The organism is Nonomuraea harbinensis, assembly GCF_019396385.1.
Lineage (GTDB): Bacteria > Actinomycetota > Actinomycetes > Streptosporangiales > Streptosporangiaceae > Nonomuraea > Nonomuraea ferruginea.
The window spans coordinates 48,986-71,549 of record NZ_JAHKRN010000014.1 but is presented as its reverse complement, the minus strand read 5'-3'; the positions used below and the strand labels follow the sequence as shown (position 1 = coordinate 71,549).

Annotated in this window: 17 protein-coding genes; 5 read left to right on the top strand and 12 right to left on the bottom strand. The window is 73.6% G+C overall.

Annotation, left to right across the window (positions count from 1 at the left end):
• Positions 1–16: 16 nt before the first annotated feature.
• From KME79_RS17060 to KME79_RS17035, 6 genes are all read right to left on the bottom strand, one after another.
• Positions 17–2,626 (bottom strand): DUF7824 domain-containing protein, encoded by a 2,610-nt coding sequence (locus KME79_RS17060; protein ID WP_219545258.1) that lies wholly within the window; start codon positions 2,624–2,626, stop codon positions 17–19.
• Positions 2,627–2,691: 65 nt separating this feature from the next.
• Positions 2,692–3,399 carry a thermonuclease family protein gene (locus tag KME79_RS17055; protein WP_219545334.1) on the bottom strand — a complete coding sequence of 236 codons (708 nt, stop codon included), beginning with the start codon at positions 3,397–3,399 and terminating at the stop codon, positions 2,692–2,694.
• 112 nt (positions 3,400–3,511) lie between these two features.
• Positions 3,512–5,137, bottom strand: a complete 1,626-nt coding sequence (locus KME79_RS17050; RefSeq protein ID WP_219545257.1) for a serine/threonine-protein kinase — start codon at positions 5,135–5,137, stop codon at positions 3,512–3,514.
• 79 nt (positions 5,138–5,216) lie between these two features.
• A complete protein-coding gene (locus KME79_RS46325; RefSeq protein WP_219545256.1) occupies positions 5,217–5,876 on the bottom strand; it encodes a GntR family transcriptional regulator in 660 nt (219 codons plus the stop codon).
• Positions 5,873–7,000 (bottom strand): CaiB/BaiF CoA transferase family protein, encoded by a 1,128-nt coding sequence (locus tag KME79_RS17040; RefSeq protein ID WP_219545255.1) that lies wholly within the window; start codon positions 6,998–7,000, stop codon positions 5,873–5,875. The genes KME79_RS46325 and KME79_RS17040 overlap by 4 nt, the downstream gene beginning before the upstream one ends.
• Complete coding sequence (locus KME79_RS17035) at positions 6,997–8,214, bottom strand: aldehyde dehydrogenase family protein (protein WP_219545254.1); 1,218 nt, start codon at positions 8,212–8,214, stop codon at positions 6,997–6,999. The genes KME79_RS17040 and KME79_RS17035 overlap by 4 nt, the downstream gene beginning before the upstream one ends.
• Positions 8,215–8,283: 69 nt before the next feature.
• Between KME79_RS17035 and KME79_RS17030 the strand changes: the two genes are divergently transcribed.
• The gene (locus tag KME79_RS17030) at positions 8,284–9,447 is read left to right on the top strand and encodes an acyl-CoA dehydrogenase family protein (protein WP_219545253.1); all 1,164 of its coding nucleotides are present in this window, start codon (positions 8,284–8,286) and stop codon (positions 9,445–9,447) included.
• A gap of 6 nt (positions 9,448–9,453) precedes the next feature.
• Here the strand turns inward: KME79_RS17030 and KME79_RS17025 are convergent, their stop codons facing one another.
• Positions 9,454–10,521: a C45 family autoproteolytic acyltransferase/hydrolase gene (locus tag KME79_RS17025; protein WP_219545252.1), complete on the bottom strand. Its 1,068-nt coding sequence runs from the start codon at positions 10,519–10,521 to the stop codon at positions 9,454–9,456.
• A gap of 127 nt (positions 10,522–10,648) precedes the next feature.
• Between KME79_RS17025 and KME79_RS17020 the strand changes: the two genes are divergently transcribed.
• Together KME79_RS17020 and KME79_RS46980 are read left to right on the top strand one after the other, a co-directional pair.
• The gene (locus tag KME79_RS17020) at positions 10,649–11,497 is read left to right on the top strand and encodes an aldo/keto reductase (RefSeq protein WP_219545251.1); all 849 of its coding nucleotides are present in this window, start codon (positions 10,649–10,651) and stop codon (positions 11,495–11,497) included.
• 55 nt (positions 11,498–11,552) lie between these two features.
• Complete coding sequence (locus KME79_RS46980) at positions 11,553–12,893, top strand: pentapeptide repeat-containing protein (RefSeq protein WP_219545250.1); 1,341 nt, start codon at positions 11,553–11,555, stop codon at positions 12,891–12,893.
• 86 nt (positions 12,894–12,979) lie between these two features.
• Here the strand turns inward: KME79_RS46980 and KME79_RS17010 are convergent, their stop codons facing one another.
• Positions 12,980–14,593 (bottom strand): nSTAND1 domain-containing NTPase, encoded by a 1,614-nt coding sequence (locus KME79_RS17010; protein WP_372452438.1) that lies wholly within the window; start codon positions 14,591–14,593, stop codon positions 12,980–12,982.
• Positions 14,594–14,758: 165 nt separating this feature from the next.
• Entirely contained in the window at positions 14,759–14,947 is a 189-nt protein-coding gene (locus KME79_RS17005) for a hypothetical protein (protein ID WP_219545248.1), read from the bottom strand.
• 135 nt (positions 14,948–15,082) lie between these two features.
• Here KME79_RS17005 and fxsT point away from each other — a divergent pair, with 135 nt between their 5' ends.
• Complete coding sequence (gene fxsT / locus KME79_RS17000; RefSeq protein WP_219545247.1) at positions 15,083–17,587, top strand: FxSxx-COOH system tetratricopeptide repeat protein; 2,505 nt, start codon at positions 15,083–15,085, stop codon at positions 17,585–17,587.
• A 9-nt stretch (positions 17,588–17,596) separates the two neighbouring features.
• Here fxsT and KME79_RS16995 read toward each other — a convergent pair whose 3' ends face one another.
• Both KME79_RS16995 and KME79_RS16990 read right to left on the bottom strand, forming a co-directional pair.
• Positions 17,597–18,865, bottom strand: coding sequence for an aKG-HExxH-type peptide beta-hydroxylase (locus KME79_RS16995; RefSeq protein WP_219545246.1), 1,269 nt, complete (start codon positions 18,863–18,865; stop codon positions 17,597–17,599).
• A gap of 180 nt (positions 18,866–19,045) precedes the next feature.
• Positions 19,046–20,194 (bottom strand): SGNH/GDSL hydrolase family protein, encoded by a 1,149-nt coding sequence (locus KME79_RS16990; protein ID WP_308248941.1) that lies wholly within the window; start codon positions 20,192–20,194, stop codon positions 19,046–19,048.
• A 138-nt stretch (positions 20,195–20,332) separates the two neighbouring features.
• On the opposite strand from KME79_RS16990, the gene KME79_RS16985 reads away from it, so the two are divergent.
• Positions 20,333–21,961 (top strand): FAD-dependent oxidoreductase, encoded by a 1,629-nt coding sequence (locus tag KME79_RS16985; RefSeq protein ID WP_219545245.1) that lies wholly within the window; start codon positions 20,333–20,335, stop codon positions 21,959–21,961.
• 3 nt (positions 21,962–21,964) lie between these two features.
• Here the strand turns inward: KME79_RS16985 and KME79_RS16980 are convergent, their stop codons facing one another.
• The gene (locus tag KME79_RS16980) at positions 21,965–22,522 is read right to left on the bottom strand and encodes a TetR/AcrR family transcriptional regulator (protein ID WP_219545244.1); all 558 of its coding nucleotides are present in this window, start codon (positions 22,520–22,522) and stop codon (positions 21,965–21,967) included.
• Positions 22,523–22,564 lie beyond the last annotated feature (42 nt).

The following is a 22,564-nucleotide window of genomic DNA, read 5'->3' as shown; positions in this document are numbered from 1 at the left end:
CCCGGGGCTGAGCCGATCATCCGCCGAGTTGGGCGTGCAGGGCGCGGGCGGTCCGTACGAAGCGGCTCGCCCCCTTGCGCGCCGCCGCCTCCTCGGCGGCGGGGAGCGGGCCGCGCGCCCCCGCCCGGCGGGCGGCGTCGATCGCGAACGAGAGCGCCTGGGTGTGTGAGGCGTGCGGCCGCTCGTCCGGCCCCGGCAGATAGACCGCCAGCAGCCCGGTCATGATCTGCCACACCTCCCGGTGGGCACCCCGTTCGGCGCACTCCTCCAGGATCGCGCGCACGTCGCTCATTCTGGCCACGTCCCTGCGCAGGCACAGCCCGAGCTGCCGGCCGCACTCCACGGCGGGCAGAAGCCCGGCGGCGGCGGCGCTCAGCAGCAGGTCCCGGCCACGCTCGGCCACCTGGGCGGCGATCAGCAGCGCGGTCGCCTCGCCCACCGGCCCGTCCTGGGAGAACAGCGCGGCCACGTAGCGGTGGAAGTAGCCGGGCCGCTCCCAGACGTTGAGCAGGTGCGGCAGAAGGTGCATGGCCACCGCCTCCCGGTCCGAGGGCAGCGTCAGCCGCCAGGACTCCATGTAGCGGCCGTGGTCCTCGAACGTCCAGGGGCGCGGATCGGACAGCAGCGTGTCGACCAGCGCCAGCCCGGTCGGCTCGACCCGGATGCGCGGGCGCAGCCGCGGGCTGTGCTCACCCCGCTGCCGGTCGTGCGTGTAGTCACCGTTGGCGTGGGACCAGTCCACGCGCAGCTCCGGCTCCGGGCGGGCGGCCAGCCGGCGCGCCAGCGTCGCGCCCGCTTCCGAGGTGAGCTTCCCGGCGCGGTCGATCACCTCCGGGTCCACCTCGCGCGGCAGCCGCAGGAGCGCCTGCCCCAGGTCGGCGGGAAGGGCCTCGGCACCGGCCCGTTCGTACCCCTCGACACGCGCCACCAGCTCGGCGGGGTCGAGGTGGCCGGAGGTCAGGGTGGGGGTGGCCAGCAGATACGGCGGCAACGCGCCGGCCTTCAGCGCCGCGTGGATCTCGGCGCAGCGCATCAGCATGGCGTAGTGGGGTGCCGAGACGTGACCCGGGGCCGGCAACCGGTCGAAGCCGGCCTCCGTGTCGCACTCGGCGGCGTGGCCGGCGCGAGGGCGCACCGGGGGTTCCGCCCCGGGGTCGGCGGCCTCGCGCAGCAGCGCCTCGGTCCACTCGGCCAAGTGGCACCAGTGGGGCCGCTCGTAGATCCAGCCCCGGCCGGGGCGGGGCCGCTTGGACGGGTCGCGGACGAAGCCGTCGAGCCACCGTTCGAAGACGATGCCGTCGCCGACCTTGTCGTAGGCGGCGGTCAGGTCGCCGAGCGGCGGCGGGAACGGCTCACGGGCCGGCGGCTCGAACGGCGGCAGCGGCACGGGCTCGAAGTCGTCGGCCGGCTCCGGCTCGGCCGCCACCGCGCCGTACGCCTCCGGCAGCCGCGCCGCCAGCTCAGCGGGCAGCACGCTCGCGGCCTCGCGCACGGTCTCGGCCCCGGCGGGCGTGAACCGCGCCGCGTGCTTGACGGCCAGGCGCACCGCCCGCTCGCGCACCTCGTACGACTCGCACAGGAACGCCGAGGCGAGCGCGGGGGCGAGGTCGTCGAGGTCGCCGGCCGCGTCTCGGGCGGCCCGGTCGAGCAGGGTCAGCCCGGCGCGCACGAACTTGCCCTCGGGGCGGAACAGCAGCGCCGCCACCGCCTCGCCGAGATCCGCACCGCGCAGCCCGCCGGCGCCGCGGAGCTGCCGCAGCGCCAGCTCCGCCACCGCGCCCGGCGAGGCGGGCAGCAGCCGCAGGTAGTCGGGGACGCGCCGCTCGCTCGGCTCAGGGGCCAACATCTCGTGCAGACGGGCGAAGAACCGCAGGTCGGTGGCGTCACCGCCGCGCAGGAACCGGCTCAAGCAGCCGTCGACCAGCGGTTCAGGGTCGAGCCGGCCGGCCGCGACCGCGTCGCGCAGCGCGCCGAGCCAGGTGCGGCGGCTGGAATCCCAGGAGGGCGGGTCGACGTTGTCCTCCCGCAGCGCCCGGCCCACGCCCTCGGCCTCGAACAACCGGGGCACCAGGTGGCCGGCCAGCGGGTCGTGCTCCAGGTCCGGCGGCTGGGACACCCAGGCGACCGTGAGGGGGTCGTGGTCGGGCGGCACGGCGCCGGAGCGGCGCAGCAGCTCCAGGGCCAGCGGCACGCTGTCGTCGCGAGCCTGGGCGCGGCTCCCGCGCAGCCGCAGAGCCAGCCGCGCGGCGAGATCGGCCTGCCAGCGCGGCGGCCGCGCGGCGATCACCCGCAGCAGCGGCCCCGAGTCGAGCGGGCGCCGCCAGCGGGTGAAGTCGCGGCGGTAGAGCCAGGTCGCGACAGCCGCCGCACCGCCGAGCACGCCCGCGCCGGCGACCCGCATGGGCTCGATCCATTCCTCGCCGTCGGTCCACACGCCCCGGCGCCGGTCGCGTTCGGTCACCGCCTTCCTGGCGACGCCGATGTGGCCGGGCAGCCCGTCGGCCACCTCGCGGCGCCCGGCCTCGTCGAGGGACAGCACGGCGTCCGCGACCAGGGCGGGGTCGCCAGTGGTGATGGCCCTGCGCACGCGGGGCCACGCCCCGTCGCCGGGGAGGTGTGTCGTCATGCCGCACACCGTAGAGATCGTCTCCGACAGAACCCGGTGGCCCCGGGTCGGCTCGCCCGCGCGGGTCAGCGCTCGCAGACGAGGCCGTCGCCGTCGCGGTCCTGGTACCAGGCGTACTCGGGGTCGCGGCCCCGCTGGTACGGGCCGTAGCCGGCGGCGTTCGCGTCGCCGCAGGTGCGGAAGCGCGGGTCGGTGCCGGGCTTCGGGGTCTTCGTCGGCTTCGGGGTCTTGGTGGCCTTCGGGGCCGGCGTGGACGTGGGCGCGGCGCCCTTGTCGCACTTGCCCGACCAGATGCGCAGCCGCTGCTTCTGGGCCTTGCGCTGCTCGGTGCGCATGATCTTGATGTAGCGGTCGTTCGGCTTGTACAGCACCGCCCGGCCGTAGCCGTAGCGGACCAGGTTGCGGTTGACGTGCACGCCCTTGGCGTTCCACACGTAGTAGAGCCAGCGGCCGTACCGGTCCTTCGGGTCCTTGTCCCGTACGAGGTAGGCGGTCTTTCCGAGCGGCAGCAGCGCGGCGGTCCGGTCGGTCGCCGTCTGGAACCAGCACTGGCCCCGTTCGGGGGTGTCGACCTCCAGGAGCCGGACCCGGATCTTCTTCCCCTTGCGCATGACGTCGATCGTGTCCCCGTCGACGATCTTGACCACCTTCGTGGCGATGGCGCCCTTGGGCAGGCCTGACGGCCGGTCGGCGGCGGTCGCCGGTGCGGCGACGCCCACGGACAGGATCGCGGCCACGGCGGTGACGGCCCCGGCCAGGGAACGGATGTGCATCGATGCGTCTCCCGTGAACAGCAGGACTGAACGGGATATAGACGCATATGGAAAGCGGAGGGTGTACAGAAATGTGCGCTTGACTCACATTGACCTGGCCGGTCAGCGGTCGCTACCCCGGGATCACGAGGGCGATCAGCGAGATCAGCGCGATCGGTCCCATCACGGCCGCCGACATCACGGTCGCGCGGTGACCGGGCAGCAGTCGGGCGAGGATCCGCGAGGCGGCCCGCCGCACCGCGCCCGCGCCCGGCAGCACGAACAGGCCCAGCGTGAACGCGCCCGCGGCCAGGGAGTCCACGTGGCCGGCGCTCAGCGGGCCGGCCCAGTGCAGGAACACCGCGGCGGCCATGCCGAACGCCAGCGCCAGGAGCGTGTGGCCGAGCGCCACGAGCGCGGCCCTGACCAGCGGCTGCCGGTGCTCGTCGAGGAAGTGGTCGCCGGCGCGCAGCGCCAGCGCGAGCGCCGCCATCGCCAGGCCCACGGCGACCGGCATGATGACGGTCATCGACACCAGCGTCACGAGGATGAGCACGCCGACGAAGTCGCTGCCGGCCAGGAATTTCCGGAGCTCGAACGGCTGAGACGGGGGCGGCGGCGAGGACGGGCGGCGCTCCGCAGACCGGAGACGCGGCCATTTCCGCGGGCCGCCCTCCTCCGGCGCGCTCGCCGCGTACTCGACAGGCGGCAGCAGGTCGGACACGGTCTTCCCGTACGGACCGATGCCCGCCCGGGCGGCGGGGCCGGACGAGGAGAGGGGCCCAGACGAAGAGGCAGGACCGGACGAGGAGCCAGGACCAGACGAGGAGGCAGGACCGGACGAGGAGGCGGGGCCCGACGAAGAGGCGAGCCTGGCAGTGGAGGCGGGGACCGCGGAGGCCGCAGAGGAGTGACCCGACGCGGAGGCGGGGTCCATGACTCGGGTGCGGTCCGCGCCGCCCGCCGGATCGAGCGCCTCGGCCATCCGCAGCAGCTCTCCCGCGCGGGGCCGGGCCACCGGGTCGATCTCCAGCGCCCGGCTCAGCCAGCCGCGCAGCCAGGCCGGGGCTTGGTCGAGCTGCGCCCGCCCTTCCATCGTGTTGTAGCAGACCGCCTCGAACGTCCCCGTCCCGAACGGCGGCAGCCCCGTGGCGGCGAAGAACACCGTCGAGGCCAGCGCGTGCACGTCGGCCGCCTGGGTGATCTGCGTGCCCCGGATGATCTCCGGGGCTAGGTAGCCGGGCGTGCCGACGAACATGCCCGTCCGCGTCAGCCGGACCGCGTCCACCAGGTGCGCGATGCCGAAGTCGATGACCAGCGGCTCGCCGCCGGACAGCATGACGTTGGACGGTTTGAGGTCGCGGTGGATCACGCCGGCCGCGTGGATGTCGACCAGCGCCCGGCACAGCCCGAGGGCGAGCCTGATGACCTCGCGGGCCTCCAGCGGCCCCTGGGTCAGCACGGTCTCCTCCAGCGTGCGGCCGGGGACGAACCGGGTCACCACGAACGGCTGCCCGCTCGTGAGCTCCGCCCCGACCACCTCGGCGACGTACCGGCTGCGCACCCGCCGCATCGCGTCGACCTCGCGGAAGAGCCGGTCGCGGGCCTTGAGATCGGCGGCCACGTGCGGGTGCAGCACCTTGATCGCGACCTTGTGGCCCGCCCCGTCGAGGCCGAGGTGCACGACGCCCATGCCGCCCTCGCCGATCTTCTCGATCACCCGGTACGGGCCGAGTTGCTCCTGCGCCTGCGTGCTCATTGACCGACGTCATCCTCCGTGTCGAGCTGTCCGAGATGCACAGTAAGCGAAGAACGGTGCGCGCGCGTCCCTTCGCAGGTCAGGACAGCAGGGACTCCAGCTCGGCGACCGCGTGCGCGCGGTGGACCGTCAGGGTGGCCACGGCCTCGTCGGCGTCGCGGCGGCGGAGCGCGTCGAGGGTGGCGCGGTGCTCCTTGACGACCCGCTCGCGGTTGGCCGGGCCGCCGTAGTACATCGACCGGTAGGCGTCGGTGGTGTCCCACAACGTCCTGATCAGGCGGGACAGCCGGGGCATGCCCGCGCAGTCGAACAGCGTCATGTGGAAGAGCCGGTTGGCGGTGGCCATGGCGAGCACGTCGCCCGCGTCGGCGGCCCGCTCGACGTCGTCCTGCGCGGCCCGCAGCCGGTCGAGGTCGGCGTCGGCGAGCCGGGCCACCGCGCGGCGCACGGCCTCCTCCTCCAGCAGCTCGCGGATGCGGTAGACCTCGCGCAGGTCGTCGAGCGAGAGCGTCTCGACCGAGTAGCCCCGGTGGGCCTCGTAACGGACCAGGCCCTCGCCCTGGAGCGTCTTCAGCGCCTCGCGCAGCGGGACGCGGCTGACCTGGAGCTCCTCGGCCAGCGCGTCCTGCCTGATCGGGGCGCCGGGGCGCAGGCGGCCGGTGGTGATGGCACGGCGCAGCTCGCCCAGCACGAACTGCTGGGCCGTCGGCGGCCTGCGCCGCGCCTCATCCGCACTCATCCCCCCAATATCCCACGAACCCAATCCCCGTCCTGTCCGAGCGCCGGGGGCGGCAGGCGGTAGGCGGGCGGGGTGGCGCCGAGGCGGATGGGGTTGGCGACCTGGCCCACGCCGTCGATCTCCACCTTGGGCTCCAGGCCGAGTTCGCCGGCGAGGGCGAACGCGGCGGCCAGGTCGTTGATCGGCCCGCACGGCACCCCGGCGGCGGTCAGCAGCTCGAACCACTCGTCGGCGGTGCGCGCCGCGAGCGCCTTGTTCAGCTCGTCCACGAGCCGGTCGCGGGCGGCGACCCGGCCGGCGTTGGTCGCGTATCCGGCGTCCCCGGCGAGGTCGGGCCGCTCCAGCACCTCACAGAGCGCCACGAACTGCCGGTCGTTCCCGGCCGCGATGACGATCGGCCGGTCGGCGGCCTGGAACACCTCGTACGGGACGACGCTCGGATGCCGGTTGCCCATGGCCCGCGGCACGACCCCGGCGGCGGCGTACGCGGAGGAGTGGTTGGCCAGTGCCGACAGCACGGAGGACAGCAGCGAGACCTCGACGTGCTGGCCCTCGCCGGTGCGGTCGCGGTGGCGCAGGGCCGCGAGGATGCCGAGCGCGGCGTGCAGGCCGGTGATCACGTCGACCACGGCCACGCCCGCCTTCGTGCCCTCGCCGCCGGGCTCGCCGGTGACGCTCATCAGCCCGCCGACGGCCTGCGCGATCAGGTCGTAGCCGGGCAGCGCGGCCCCTTCGCCCGACCCGAACCCGGTGACCGAGCAGGAGACCAGGCCGGGGTTGAGCGCCCGCAGCGTCTCGTGGCCGAGGCCGAGCCGCTCCATGGTGCCCGGCTTGAAGTTGTCCACGACCACGTCGGCGCGGGCGGCCAGCGCCCGCGCGACCTCCAGGTCCGCCTCGTCGCGCAGGTCGAGCGCGATCGACCGCTTGTTGCGGTTGACCGCGAGATAGTACGTGGCCTCGCCGCCGGGGGCGTAGGGCGGGCCCCAGTGGCGGGTGTCGTCGCCCGCGCCGGGCCGTTCCACCTTGACTACCTCGGCCCCGAGGTCGGCGAGCAGCATGGTGGCGTACGGCCCGGCCAGCACCCGGCTGAAGTCGGCGACGAGCAGCCCGTCCAGCGCGGTCACGCCGGCGCTCCCAGGTAGACCGTCACCGTCCGGGTGTAGAACTCCCTGGCCGCCCGGCCCTGCTCCTTGGGCCCGAAGCCGCTCTGCTTGGCCCCGCCGAACGGCACGTGCGGGAAGGTGCCCGCCGACTCGGAGTTGACGTGCAGGACGCCGACCTCCAGCCGGTCGACGGCCGACAGCGCGACGCCGAGGTCCCTGGTGAAGACGGCGGCCGACAGGCCGTGGTCGCTGAGATCGGCCAGCGCGAGCGCCTCCTCGGCGCCGGACGCCCGCACCGCGCCGACGACCGGCCCGAACAGCTCGGTGCGCCAGAAGTCGACCCCGGTGCCCGGCAGGCCGAGCACGGTCGGCGGCGTGAACCAGCCGTCGCGGTCCAGCGGCTCGCCGCCGGCCAGCGGCTCGGCGCCCTCGGCCACGGCGCGCGCCACGCCGGCCGTCACCCGGTCGCGGGCGGCCGAGCTGACCAGGGGGCCCATCTCGGTCTGCACGGGCTTGCCCAGCTCGCCGCAGCGGGCGATGACGGCGCGGCCGACCGCGGTGGAGCCGGTGAACGACACCGCGTCCACGCCGGGGTGGTCCACGATGGCCGAGCCGGCGTCGCCCTCGCCGTGGACGAGGTTGAGCACGCCGCCGGGCAGCCCGGCGTCGGTCAGCGCCCGCGCCAGCCGGTAGGCCAGCAGCGGCACCAGCGAGGACGGCTTCCACACGACGGTGTTGCCGTAGCTGAGCGCGGGGGCGATCTTCCAGGCCGGGATGGCGATCGGGAAGTTGAACGGGGTGATCATCCCGGCGACGCCGATCGGCTTGCGGACGACGAGCACGTTCTCGCCCGGCCGTGGGGAGGCGTAGACCTCGCCGCTCTCCCGGTCGGCCTCGCCCGCGTAGTAGCGCAGGATGCGGGCCGCGCCCCGTACCTCGGCGACGGCCTCGGGGAGCGTCTTGCCCTCCTCGCGGGCCAGCTCGGCGCCCCACGCGTCGGCGCTGTCGTCGATGAGGCCGGCGGCGGCGGTGAGCACGGCGGCGCGGGCGTGGTGCGGGGTGGCGGCCCAGCCGGGCGCGGCCTCGCGGGCGGCGGCCACTGCCCGCTCCACCTCGGCGGGCGAGGCGAACCGCCCGCGTGCCACCACTTCGGCGGGCCTGGCGGGGTTGGCGGAGGCGAACTCCGCGCCGTCCCCTTCGACCCAGCGGCCGCCGATGAGATTCAGAACGTCCATAGGCAAAGCACCCTAACTGTGGCATATTGGATTTTCAATATTGGATCCAAAATACGGAGGACTCGAAGGATGATCTCCCCCACCGCCCTGTTCGCCCTCGACACGCTGCTGACCGAGGAGGAGCGCGAGATCAGGAACACGGTCAGGCGCGTGTGCGACCGGGAGATCCGGCCGCACGTCGCGGACTGGTTCGAGGCCGGGGAGCTGCCCGTCAGGGAGCTGGCCCGCACGCTCGGCGGGACCGGCCTCCTCGGCATGCACCTCGACGGCTACGGCTGCGCGGGCATGGGCGCGGTCTCGTACGGGCTGGCCTGTCTGGAGCTGGAAGGAGCCGACTCCGGGTTGCGCAGCCTGGTGTCGGTGCAGGGCTCGCTGGCCATGTACGCGATCTGGAAGTACGGCAGCGAGGAGCAGAGGCAGCGGTGGCTGCCCGGCATGGCGGCCGGCGAGCTCATCGGCTGCTTCGGCCTCACCGAGCCGGACTTCGGCTCCGACCCGGCGCGGATGCGCACCAACGCCAAGCGCGACGGCGGCGACTGGGTGCTGAACGGCACCAAGCTGTGGATCACCAACGGATCGGTCGCCGACGTGGCGGTCGTCTGGGCCCAGACGGACGACGGCATCCGCGGCTTCCTGGTCCCGGCGGGCACGCCCGGCTTCACGGTCAACGACGTCAAGCACAAGATCTCGCTGCGCGCCAGCGTGACCAGCGAGCTGGTGCTCGACGGCGTCCGGCTGCCCGCCGACGCGATGCTCCCCGAGGCCAGAGGGCTGCGCGGGCCGCTCGGCTGCCTGAACGAGGCGCGGTTCGGGATCATCTTCGGCTCGATGGGCGCGGCGCTCGACTGCCTGGAGACGGCGATCGCGTACGCGGCCGAGCGCGAGGTGTTCGCCAGGCCCCTCTCGTCGTTCCAGCTCACCCAGGAGAAGCTCGCCGACATGGCGCTGGAGCTGGGCAAGGGCCTGCTCCTCGCGGTGCATCTCGGGCGGCTGAAGGAGGCCGGCACGCTCACCCCCGAGCAGGTGAGCGCCGGCAAGCTGAACAACGTCCGCGAGGCCATCGACATCGCCAGGAAGTGCCGCACGCTGCTCGGCGCCAGCGGCGTCACCCTGGAGTACCCGGTGATCAGGCACTCGGTGAACCTGGAGTCGGTGCTGACCTACGAGGGCACCTCGGAGATCCACACGCTGGTGCTGGGCAAGGCCCTCACCGGGATCGCCGCGTTCGCCTGACAACCGTCAGAAGACCTGCCAGGTCGTCCCGGTGACCTGGCAGGGCCCGCCCTGGTGCACCAGCAGCCGCCCGGCGGTCACGTCCAGCCCGATGGTCGCGAGCGTCTCCCACCGCTCGCCGAGCGGCAGCGCCGGGTCCGGGTGGGCGCACACGGGCGCCCCGCCGGGCGCGTGGCTCAGCATGGCCAGCGCCCGCCCGGTGACGTCCTCCCCGCCCAGCTCCGCGGCGTGGTCGCGCAGATGACGCAGACGGGCGTACGTGCCGGGCTCCTCGGCGCCGAGCCGTTCCCCCTCCGCCAGCGCGGGGTCGAGGAAGTGGTTGCAGTGCAGCAGCACCCCGCCGGGGCCGGGCGGCACCACGGCCACGCCCGCCGGGGAGATCTCGATCGCCCCCGCCCTGCCCGCGGTCACGGCCGTGATGACGGTCGAGGCCGAGACCGTGGCGGAGCGGGCGAGGTCGGCGGCCTCCTCGACGGTGGCGGCCTCGTCCAGGATGCGGCGGGCGATCAGGTGGACGGGCACGCCGGGATCGGCCCCGTCTGCGCCGTGGCGCAGGATGTTGAAGTGGACGCCCAGGCCCGCCGTGTTCACCCCGATCTTGGCCAGCGCCCCCGCCTCGGTGAACGTGCGCACGCCGTGCCCGGGGCGGGCCTCGTACGCCCACAGCACGGGCGCGTCGCGCAGGTGGCCGAGCCAGTCCCAGGTCTGCACCGTGCGCGGGGGCAGGCCGCCGCCGGGCAGCACGACCGAGGTCGAGCACTCCCCCCGGCCGGCCACGTCGAGCGCGGCCAGGATCTCGGTGCGGGCGTTGACCACGGCGACCTGCCACGGCTCCAGCCCCGCGCCGGCCGCGATGCCGCCGATCTCGTCGGCCAGGTGGGGCGCCCAGCCGGCGGCGCGCTCCAGCGCCCGCTCGCCCCAGGCGCGCACCTGCTCGTCGGTGGCTCCGGCGGCGGCGAACAGGGCATTGTAGCCGGCGAGGTTGGCGGCGACGGCGCCGCGCAGGCGGGCGCCGAGCTCCGCGCCACGGGCGCGCGGCTCGGTCTCGGTGGAGGTGAAGGAGGGAAAGGTCATGACCGGTCTGTCTCGCCATGGCTCGGCTTGCACATGTCTGTACCGTACGCACCCGCGCACGGAAGGCCACCACCCGGGGCCACCCCCCGGTTGACCTGGAGCGCGCTCCAGGCGACAAGCTGGTCCCATGCAGACACGTACCATCGGAAACCGCCGGGTGAGCGCCATCGGGCTCGGCGCGATGCCCATGTCGGTGGCCGGGCACATGCCCGACGAGGACCAGTCGGTCCGCACGCTGCTCGCCGCGCTGGACGCCGGGCTGACGCTGATCGACACGGCCGACGCCTACACGCCCTCGCACGACGATCCCGGCCACAACGAGCGGCTGGTCGCCCGCGCCCTGTCGCTGTGGTCCGGCGACGCCGGCGACGTGCTGGTGGCGACCAAGGGCGGCCACGTGCGCACGCCCGGCGGCGGCTGGGACGTCGACGGCCGCCCCGAGTACCTCAAGCGGGCCTGCGACCGGTCGCTGAAGGCCCTGGGCGTGGAGAGCATCGGGCTCTACCAGCACCACCGGCCCGACCCGAAGGTCCCGTACGAGGACACGATCGGCGCGCTGAAGGACCTGCACGACGCCGGCAAGATCGAGCTGGCCGGGATCTCGAACGCGAACCCGGAGCAGATCAGGCTCGCCCACGCCATCCTGGGCGACCGCCTGGTGAGCGTGCAGAACCAGTACTCGCCGCGCTTCCGCTCCAGCGAGCCGGAGATCGACGTGTGCGCCGAGCTCGGCCTCGCCTTCCTGCCCTGGTCGCCGCTCGGCGGCATCGGCCGCACCGGCGAGCTGCGCGACGCCTTCGCGGAGATCGGAGAGGCACGCGGCGTCTCCCCGCAGCGGGTCTGCCTCGCCTGGGAACTGGCCCGCAGCCCGGTCGTCATCCCGATCCCCGGCGCGAGCCGTCCGGAGTCCATCCGCGACTCCGCCGCCGCCGCGACGCTGGAGCTGACCGCGGAGGAACTGGCCCGCCTGGGCTGAACCCGCGGCGTCCTGTTCCCGCGCTGCGCGGGGGCGAGCATCTACCGTACAGATCGTGGACAATCGCAAGCGCGCCGTATGGGGTGGCATCGCGATCGTGCTCGGGTGCTCGGCCGTCATCGCCGTGTCGGTGTTCCTGCTCTGGCCGCTCACCGACATGATCGCCGAGCATGACGTGCAGGGTGTCGCGGAGGCGGACCGGGCCAAGGAGTTACGCCTGGCCAGAGACGCGGCCAGGGGCCGGATCATCCAGGTCGTGCTCGGCCTCCTGGCCGTCGGCGGCTTCGTCTACACCGCGCGCAACTTCACCCTGGCCCGGCAGCAGAGCGAGCTCAACCGGCGCACCCTGGAGCTGGCCACCCTCCAGGCCAGGGAGCAGACGGAGACCACCAGGCGGACGCTCGAACAGAGCGAGAGCGCGCAGATGACCGATCGGTTCATGCGCGCGATCGACCAGCTCGGCAGCGACGCCGTCGACATCCGCCTCGGTGGCATCCACTCACTGGAGCGCATCGCCCAGGACTCCGCCCGTGACCACCCGGCCGTCATGGAGGCGCTGGCGGCCTTCGTCCGGCGCGCCTCACAGGCGTGTTCCGGCGAGCCGCCCCAGGATCTGCAGGCGGCGGTGACGGTGCTGGTGCGCAGGAAGGCCGACGCCGACAGGGGGCCTGTGAAGCTGTCCGGCGCGCGGCTCGACCGTCTGGACCTCGCGGACGCGAACCTGGCGGGGGCCGATCTGACCGGCGTCACCCTCACCGGAGCCGACCTCCGGCGAGCCGACCTGGCGGGCGCGGACCTGGCCGGAGCCGACCTGGGCGGGGCCCGGCTCGGCGGAGCGCGCCTCGACGGGGCGAAGCTGGCGCGCGCGTCGCTGCGTACGGCCGACCTCACCGACGCCGGGCTGCCGCACGCCGAGCTCGTGGACGCCGACCTGGGCGGCGCTCGCCTGCGCCGGGCCCGTTGCGCGCAGGCCGTCGCCCGTGGGGCGTGCCTGGCGGCCGCGGATCTGTCGGGAGCCGACCTGACCGGCGCCGATCTCTCTGGGGCCGACCTCAGCGGCGCGGTCATGGAGGACGCCGATCTGACGGGCGCCGTGCTGGCGCGGGCGGCGCTGCCCGGGGCCCGCGCCGACGGGGCCGTCATGTCGGGGGCCGTGCTCAGTGACGCCGTCGCCAGCGACGCCTCCCTGTGCCGGGCGGACCTGACCGGGTGCCGGCTCACCGACGCCAACCTCTCGGGAGCCCGGCTCGCCGGCGCCCGGCTGGACGGGGTGGACCTGACCGTGGTGAAGCTCGTCGGGCTGGACCTCACCGGCGCCCTGGCGTCCGACGGAGCACGGCTGCCGTCCGGCTGGCGGCGCGAGGCGGACGGCAGGCTGATCCGCCGCCTCTCCTGACGCCGCCTCTCCTGACCGTCGCCTCGCCTGACGCGGCCTCGCGGCCTCGCCCCGCCTCGCCTGACCCCGCGTCGCCTGACGCCGCTTCAGGCCGGGCGGCCGCTCATCTCGGCCATGAGGCGGCCGTGCAGGATGCGCGCCTCGTCGTCCTCCGCCGCGGTCATCACCGAGCGCAGGATGGCGACGGCCGCGGCCCGCTGGCCGGCCTCCGCCAGCGCCCGCGCCAGCTCGATCCTGATGAACGGGTCCGCCGGCAGCCGCCCGGCGGCGGCACGCAGCAGCCCCTGAGCCGCCGCGACGTCGCCGCGCGCGAGCGAGAGCCGGCCGATGGCCGCGAGCATCACCCCCACGGCCGCCTCGTCCTGCTGGGTCTCCAGCAGGACGAGCACCCGCCGGTAGGCCTCCTGGGCCTGCTCCAGGTCGCGGCGGGCGAAGGCGATGTTGCCCAGGACGGTGTGCGCGTCGATCTGCACGCGGATGTCATGGGCCGCCGCGGAGGCGGCCAGGCGTGCCTGCCGCTCGGCCCTGGCCGGGTCGCCGTCCGCCAGGGCGTCGGCGGCGGCCCGCAGCCGGTCGGCGGGCCGGGTGACCGGAGGGGTGAGCGAGCCGGCCCGATGGGCCAGTTGCCCGAGGGGTTCGAGCAGGCGCCGGTCGGCCACCTGGTAGGCCGGCCCGTCGCCGGCCCGCAGCACCCGCAGGACGCCGCGGCCGCTCAGCGCCCTGAGCACCGCGTTCGGCAGCCCGGCCGTCTCGGCCGGGCCCTGCGGCTGGACCTGCGCCTCGCCGTTGGGCGCCACGAAGCGCGTGGCGGCCCAGGAGCACAGGCGGACCGGGTCGCGCTCGAAGGCCGCCGCCACCTCGCCGATGGCCGTCCACAGCGCGTCCCGGAGTGCCTCGTCCACGCTGACCGGCCAGTCGCCGGACAGCGAACTCTCACCTTCCGGCCAGGTCCGCCACATCCACCGGCACACGGCCTGCAGATGCAGCGGATTGACGGCCGGGGCGCGCTCCCGTGCGCGCTGGGTCCCGGAGTCGTCGACGATCCGTACGGTCAGAAGCTCTTCCACCAGAGCCTCGGCCACGGCGGGGGGCACGGCGCGGCCGGTGGCCTCCCGCACGGGCTGCCCGATCGCCTCGGCCGCCGCCCTGGGCGTCAGCCCGCCGAGCCCGAACAGGGCGACGTCGGGGAAGCCGTCGCCGGCCTCGTCGAGCAGCGCGTCGAGCCGGTCGTCGCGGACGCACAGCAGCAGGTGGACGTTGCGGGCGGCGGCCAGCGCGGCGAGGAGCTCGCGCCGCTCGTCGTCGTGGTCGCCGAGGTACATGTCCTCGATCTGGTCGACGGCGACGAGCAGGGGCTTCGGCCCGCGTTCGGCGAGGCGCAGGATGCGCCGGATTCCGGTCGGTGGCAGGGAGGTTTCGGGCACCCAGGTGCGAAGCAGGGTGCGCACCAGCGAGTTGGGCGACGGGACCGCGGCCTCCGGGAAAATCGGCCCACCCGAAACTCGACCCACCGGCAGGACATTCGCCCCGAGTCTCCACAAATAGGGCATAACTCCACCATGAAGAAGTGAAGTTTTTCCTATACCTGCTGGTCCGTACAGAATTGTCAAGTTTCTGGTGCGCCACAGTTCGGAGACGCGCGCCGACTCCTGGTCGCGCCCCGTGAACAGCAACTCTTCGGCCGGCCGGTAAGGACGCATGCCAGGAAACGGACATAGTTCGCTAAATGCCGTGATGCTATTCGCGGCCATGGTCAGCGCCTTGCGAGGAGGGACACTGCAGCAACGATAGAGGACCCCATCGGCATGGCGCGCACATCCAGGTGATCGCCTCGCCCGCGAGGCGCGCCCGCCGTCTTCCGCGTCTCACAGTGACTCATCCCCAGGCCGGGGAGGGTCGCCTCCGAAGAGGGGCTCCGCGGGATCGGCGTCCGCCGCGAGGATGCGCGCCACCATCTGATTGAGACAAGAAGGGTCAAGTGCATCGGTATTGGACAAACTGGCATCGGTCAGATCGATGATTTCGGTCTCGACGTCGCGCGAAAATTGCGCCATCGCGGCCCTTTCCCCTTCCGTTCGACCCGTCGAACATCATCACCGACGACCGCAGCCGTGGCTACTCTCTTCCCTGCTCAAAAACCTTGGCTTTCATGTCTACGATGGCCGTGTGCTGAGTTTTATGGAGCGGTCATGACCGAGATACGGCGCAGACCTCAGGTGTGGGGCCGGATTCCTCCCCGCAACAAGGACTTCACCGGCCGCGAGGATCTTCTTGAGCGGCTACGCCAGGGCGTCAGCGGCAGCGTCACGGCGGTGCTGCCGACCGCGCTCCACGGGCTCGGTGGGGTAGGGAAGACGCAAATCGCCGCAGAATATGCGCATAGGTATAAATCGGACTATGACCTCGTCTGGTGGGTGCCGTCCGACCAGCCGATGCTGATCGCCTCCTCGATCGCCCGGCTCGCGCCCCACCTCGACCTGCCCAAGGCCAACGAGATCGGCGTCGCCGAGTCGGCCGAGGCGGTCGTCGAGGCGCTGCGCAGGGGCGAGCCCTACGACCGGTGGCTGCTCATCTTCGACAACGCGCACGCGCCGGAGTCGATCATGCAGTACGTCCCCGACGGGCCCGGGGGCATCCTGATCACCTCGCGCAACTTCGCCTGGGACGGCGTCGTCAGCACCCTCACCGTCGACGTGTTCTCCCGCGAGGAGAGCCGGCGGTTCCTGGACCGGCGCGTGCCCGGCATCGGCGGCACCGAGGCGGACGCGCTGGCCGAGGCGCTCGGCGACCTGCCGCTCGCCCTCGACCAGGCGGGCGCCATGCAGTCCGAGACGGGCATGCCGGTGCGCGAATACCTGACGCTGCTGCGCGACCAGACCGGCAAGCTGCTCGCCGAGGGCAGGCCGATGGAGTACGACGTCCCGCTGACGGCGACGTGGGCCCTGTCGGTGACCACCCTGCGCGAGGAGCAGCCGGACGCGGTGGAGTTGCTCCACCTGCTGGCCTTCTTCGGCTCCGACCCGATCCCGCGAGACGTCTTCAGCACCAGCCGCGGCACCGTCGAACCCCCGCTGTCCGGCATTCTCGACGACCCGCTCAGGTTCAGCAGGGGCGTGGGTGCGCTGGGCCGCTACGCGCTCGTGCAGATCGACAGGGAGAACCAGACCCTGCTGGTGCACCGCCTCGTGCAGGCGCTGCTCAGGGAGGACGTCAGCGAGAGCGAGCGCGACCGGTTCAGGCTGAACGTCCAGCGGCTCCTGGCGGCGGCGGTGCCCGGCCCGCCTGACGACACCGCCACCTGGCCGACCTTCGCGCGGCTGATGCCCCACCTGGAGCCGTCGGAGATCGCCCGGTCCGCCGATCCGGCCGTCCGGCGGCCGATGCACGACATGGTCCGCTACCTCTACCAGTCGGGAAACGCCCCCGGAGCGCTCTCCCTGGCCAAGGCGTGCCTGGAGGCGTGGGAGGCCGACCCCTCGTCCGACGCGCGCGACCTGTGCACGATGAAGCGGCACCTGAGTGTCTCGCTCCGCTTCGTGGGCGAGTACGAAGAGGCCTTCAGGGTGGGCTCGCAGGCGCTCCAGGACGCCGAGACCGCCCTCGGCGCCGACGACGAGGAGACGCTGCGGCTGACCAACAACCACTGCACGGACCTGCGCGCCATGGGGCGTTTCTCGGAGTCGTTCGCGCTCGCCACCTCCGCCGCGCAGCGCCACCGCGACGTGTTCGGCGACGACAACGAACGCACCCTCAGGATGCACACCAGCCTGGCCCTCGACCTGACGCTCACCAGCCAATACGAAGAGGCCGAGCGCCTGCTCAAGCATGTCTACGGCGCGCTGCGCGACCTCTACGGCACGCCCAACCACCCGACCGCCCAGATCGTCATGAACAACCTCGTACGCGTCATCAGGCTCCGCGGCGACTACGCCGAGGCGCGCGAGCTCGGCGAGGACGTCTACGCGGTGGGCGTGAGCACCCTGGGCGCCGACCACCCGACGACGCTGCGGGCCGCCAGCGACCTCGCCGTGGCCATGCGCAAGGCGGAGTCGGGCAGCCCCGAGGTCCTGCACTACGCCGAGGACCTGGTCCATCGCTACCGGCGTCTCATGGGCGACCGCCATCCCGACAAGCTCGCCGCCGAGATGGCCCTCGTCAACGCCTACCGTGAGGCCCGGCGGATCGACGAGGCCATGCCGATCGCCGAGCTGACCACGCTGGCCTACGCGCACGTCTACGGCACCGACCATCCCTACGCCCACGGCTGCCGGGGCAACCTGGCGCTGCTGATGCGGCTGGCGGGCGAGCATGCCAAGGCCCACGACCTGCACGAGTTCATCGTCACCCGGCTGAGCGAGCTGCTCGGCCCCACCCACCACTACACGCTGACCGCCGTGCTCGGCCTGGCCGGCGACCGCGCGGCGCTGGGCAAGCTGGACCGGGCCGTGGACACCGGAGAGCGGGCGCTCGACGAACTGCGGCGGTTGCTCGGCCCGGACCACCCGATGACGCTGGGCTGCATGGCCAACCTCGCGCTCGACCTGTCCGAGCTGGGCAGGGCCGACGACGCGCGAGCCATGCGCGCCGAGGCGCTGGAGGGGATCCGGCGGCGGCTGGGCGACGGGCACCCCGCGCACCAGGCGGTCGTGAACGGCGGACGGCTCGACTTCGACTTCGACCCGCCGCCGATCTAGCGGACGGGGTCAGACCCGCGCTTCGCCGCCGGCCCGGCCGAAGTCGCGCCGGTGCCGGTCGGCGGCCTGGCGCGCGAGCTCGGCGGCGCGGGCGGGTACCTCCTCGTCGTCGAAGGCGCGGAGGGTCGCCATCATGCCCTCCACGAACCGGCGCCCGACCGGGGTCAGCGCCGAGCTGTCGTAGATCACCCGCGCGGTCGAGGCGGCGGCCGCGCGCCACCGGGCGAACTCGGCGTGCGCGGTGAGGCTGTCGTCCACCTGCCGCTGCCGCCGCCAGAAGCCCGCGACGCCGAGATGGGCGTACGTGCCGTGCAGCAGCCCGCTGATCGGCCGCGGGTCGTGACGCCACGGCGCGTAGTAGCGCGCGCCGGGATCCACCGCGATCAGGTCGACCAGATGGAGAAGCATGGTGAGTTTGGCGTGCTGCACCTCGTGCACCAGTGTCGCGGCGAGGTTCGGCGCGCTTGAGGGACGGGCCAGCGCGACGCAGCCGAAGGTCGTGCGCGACGTGCCGCTGGCGGGCCATCCCCCTCCCGCGATCGGCGCCATGACCGAGATCATCGTGCCGATCTCGTCGGCGGACCGCGCGTGGCCCGCCCGCAGGATCTCCCAGGCCTCCTGGAGCACCTCGCGCCAGGCGGCGACCTCGGCCGCGGTGAGCCGCCCGGCCAGCCGGCCCTCCCGCGGAAACCGGTAGGGGTCGAGGTCGTCCAGCACGAGATGGAGGTCGCCCAGCGGGTGGCGCGCGGTGAGGCGTCGCAGCCCGAGCCATCCCCCGCCGTCGCGGGCGGGGTCGGCGGGGATCTCGACCCGGGACCGGGCGGAGGTGATCGCGCCGCCCTCCGGGGTGATCTCGATCGAGCAATCCGCGCCGCCGATCGAGGCGCGGCCCAGCGAGGGGAACATGAGCTCGCCCGGGCGCGCGGTCACGCGGGTCTCGAAGGGCACCCGCGCCCGCAGCGCCGCGACGGCCGCCAGAACGGCCGGCCGGCTGGGCTGCGGAATGTGGTCGCCGTCGCGTAAGGCGCGTGATGCGGCCAGCGCCCACGCGCCGACGGCGGGGTAACGCAGAAGGCGATCGACCTGCCGGGGAGCCGTCTCGTGCATGCGGGCCAGCGCTTCGAAAGCGTCGCCGATCGCCTCGGCGCCGGCCACTGCCTTGACGAGCACGAGATTGCGGTCGCGGGCCGCGTCGGCCAGAAACCGGCCGGCCGCGGCACCCCCGTGACCGGCGGCGAGGGCCTCGAACATGTGGTGCGGAATCACGAGACGATTCACGAATATCTGCCCCGTTCGATCGTGCGCGTGGAAAAAGGATCGCCCCGGAAACTGTCCGTGGACAACTATGCCATGGGAAAGAGCGCCATTCATGAGGCGGCCGCCGGAAATCGGAACCACGCCTAACAATGATCTCAACAGTCACGACTGTGGCGGGAAAAGCGCGCGCGGATCCGGGTCTCAGGCCAGCAGGCTCGCGGGCACGGCGTGGGCCAGGGTCCGGTAGCCCGCCGGGGAGAGGTGCAGGTGGTCGCCGGCGTCGCAGGCCCGGAGCAGCCTGCGCGGGTGGGCCGGGTCGCGCACCGCCCGGTCGAAGTCGATCACCGCGTCGAACACGTCACCGGTGCGGATCCACGCGTTGACCGCCTGTCTGGCGGCCTCGCGGCGGCCCCGCGAATCGTCGTAGGGATGGCCGCCCAGAGGCGTGAGCGTGGCGCCGTACACGAGGATGTCGTGCGCGTGCGCGCGCACGACGATCTGCTCGTAGGCGGCGACCAGGTCGGCGGCGACGCTCTCCTGGGCGTCGACGTCGGCGGTCCCGAGGTCGTTGACCCCCTCGAACACGATCAGCCACCTGACCCCGCCCAGCGCGAGCACGTCGCGGTCCAGCCGGGCCAGCGCGCTCGGGCCGAGTCCGTCGTTGAGCACCCGGTTGCCCCCGGCCGCCTGGTTGGCGATCGCGAAGCCGCCCAGCCGGTCGAAGAGCTGGTCGGGCCAGCGGTCGTTGTGGTCGGTCGTCGATCCTCTGCCGTCGGTGAGCGAGTCGCCGAGGAGGGCGAGCAGCGGCGCCGGCGCCTCCGCCTCGACGCCGCTCAGGAAGTACCAGTGCTCCACCGGCGTCGCGCCGGCCAGGTCCGCGCTCCCGGTCTGGTCGCCTCCGGCCAGGTGGGAGGTGGTACGGGAGCCGGGATGCGAGGTGACGTCCTCCGGCGCCCGCCCGTCGGCGAGGTGGAGGCTCACCGTCAGCACCGCGCCCGCGGCCAGGGGGAGGTCCACCGGGTCGGACACCACCTGCGCGCCGGCGGGCACGACCGCCGAGGGCCGACCGTGGAACGTCGCCGCCCGGATGCTCTCCGGCACGACCGCGCTCTCCCCTGCCCGCCCGCCCGCGGGCAGCGCGACCGTGACCCGGGTGAGGGGCAGCGGCGTCCCGCCGAACGCGTTGGAGAACCGCAGCCGCAGCCGCTCGCCGCCGATCGACACCCGCACGGTCTGCCGCAGGGTGCTGCGGGCCATGACCGGGCCGCGCCCGGCGTACGGGGCGGGCGGCAAGTTCTCCGGTTCGGTGAGCTGCGGCGCCGACGTCCACGTGTGCACCCAGCGCCCCACGCGCTCCCCCGAAAGTTTCGCCCGCCGAATGATGATTTCTCAGCCTACGGCAGGCGTTTGACTCCACGCTCGGCGATCACGCAGACTGGACCGTACCGGACAGTATTGTCCGGTATTGCGGATCCGGAGGAGAGCTGGATGAGCGACCAGTGGGACTACCTCGTGGACGTCCTCGTCGCGGGCACGGGCGCGGCCGGGCTGACCGCCGCCGTCACCGCCGCCGACCAGGGCCTGGACGTGCTGGTGGTGGAGAGCACCGCGAAGTGGGGCGGCACCACGTCCATTTCCGGGGGCGGGCTGTGGATGCCGGCGAACCCGCTGATGATCCGGGACGGCGTCCGGGACTCCACCAAGGAGGCCCTGGAGTACATGGACGACGTCATCGGGGACGCGGGACCGGCCTCGTCGCCGGAGCGCAGGATGGCGTTCCTCCGCACCGGCCCCGAAGTCGTGCGGTTCCTCGGCCGCAAGGGGGTCCGCTGGCGCAGGTCGCCCGACTACCCCGACTACTACCCGGACCGGCCGGGCGGCAAGGTGGGCCGCTCGCTGGAGGTCGCCGCCTTCGACACCAGGCTGCTCGGCGACTGGTACGCCTCCTCACGCGCCCGGGACGGCGTCCCGCTCCCCCTCATGACAGACGACGTGTGGCTGCTGACGCGCGCCTGGTCCACCGTCAGCGGGTTCGTGCGCGGCGCGCGGTTCGTGTTCCGGTCGCTCGGCGCGTACGCGAGCGGGAAGCGGCCGGTCGGTCTCGGCGGGGCGCTGGTGTGCTCGCTCATGCACATCGTCCGTACGCAGCAGACGCCGGTCTGGCTCTCGGCCCCGGTCGTCGAACTGGTCGTGGAGGACGGCGAGGTGACCGGCGCCGTCGTCGAGAAGGACGGCCGGCGGCGCAGGGTCCGCGCCCGGCGCGGCGTGGTGCTGGGCGGCGGCGGCTTCGCGCGGAACCGGGAGTGGCGTGAGAAGCACCACGGCCTGCCCGGCTACTCCTCGGCGCCGGAGGGCGACCTGGGCACCGCCATCGACGCGGGCGCGCGGGCGGGCGGCGCGCTGGCGCTCATGGACGACGCCTGGTGGGGCGCGAGCGTGCTCGGCACCGGGGGCGACGCCCACTTCATGGTCGCCGAGCGGTCCATGCCCTTCGGGCTCATGGTGGACGCGCGCGGCGACCGCTTCGCCAACGAGTCGGAGTCGTACGTCGACCTCGGGCACCACATGCTCCGGCACGACGTGCCGGGGCCGATGTGGCTGATCACCGAGGCCCGCCACGCGCGGCGTTACCTGAACACCTCCCTGCTCGGCCACAAGAAGGAGTGGACGCGGGCCGGCATCCTCTTCGAAGCCGCGTCGCTGGAGACGCTGGCCAGGAAGATCGACGTGGCGCCGGAGCGGCTGCTCGCGACCGTCGAGCGGTTCAACGGCTTCGCCCGCACCGGCGTGGACGAGGACTTCGGGCGCGGCCGGACCGTCTACGACAACTACTACGGCGACCCCCGGGTCAAGCCGAACCCGAACCTGGGGCCGCTGGAGAAGGGGCCGTTCCGGGCCGTCCGGGTGCATCCCGGCGACCTGGGCACCAAGGGCGGGCTGCTCACCGACGAGCACGCGCGCGTGCTGCGCGAGGACGGCTCGGTCGTCACGGGCCTGTACGCGGCGGGCAACACGACGGCGTCGGTCATGGGGCGCACGTATCCGGGGCCCGGCTCGACCATCGGACCTGCCGTCGTCTTCGGCTATCTCGCGTCTCGGCACGCCGCCACGCGGTGACGCTCAGGGCTCGACGCCCCGGCGCAGCAGGGCCCACATCCGCTCGGCCGTCGCGGGCCGCTCCGGCGCCGGGACCTTGGAGAGCAGCAGGGCGAGCATGCCGACGGCCAGGATCAGGTCGCCGGCCGTCACGCCGTCGCGGACCCGGCCGGCCTCCCGCGCCGCCGGGAGCCGGGCCGCCAGCAGCTCGGCGACGCGCTCGCGCAGCTCCAGGATGCGCTCGTCGGGCTGCGGCGGCACGGTCACCATGGCGACGAACGCGGTGGAGGCGATGGCCTGCTCGGTGATCAGGGCGAGCAGGTCGTCGAGCGTGGCGCCGGGGCGGGCGGCGAGCGCCTCGAGCTCGGCCACGCTGTCTTCGAACACGGCCAGCGCGAGGCTGACCCGGTCGGGGAAGTGGCGGTAGAGGCTGCCCTGCCCGACACCGGCCGCGCGGGCGACCATGCTCAGCGGCGCGTCGTAGCCGGCACCGGCGAAGACCTCGCGGGCCGCCGCGATGAGCGCCGCGCGGTTCTCCGCCGCGGCGCTCGGTCCACGATTCGGTCGACGCTCGGCAGGCATGGCGGCTATCGTAGCAACCGGACAACATTGTCCGGTCTGGCC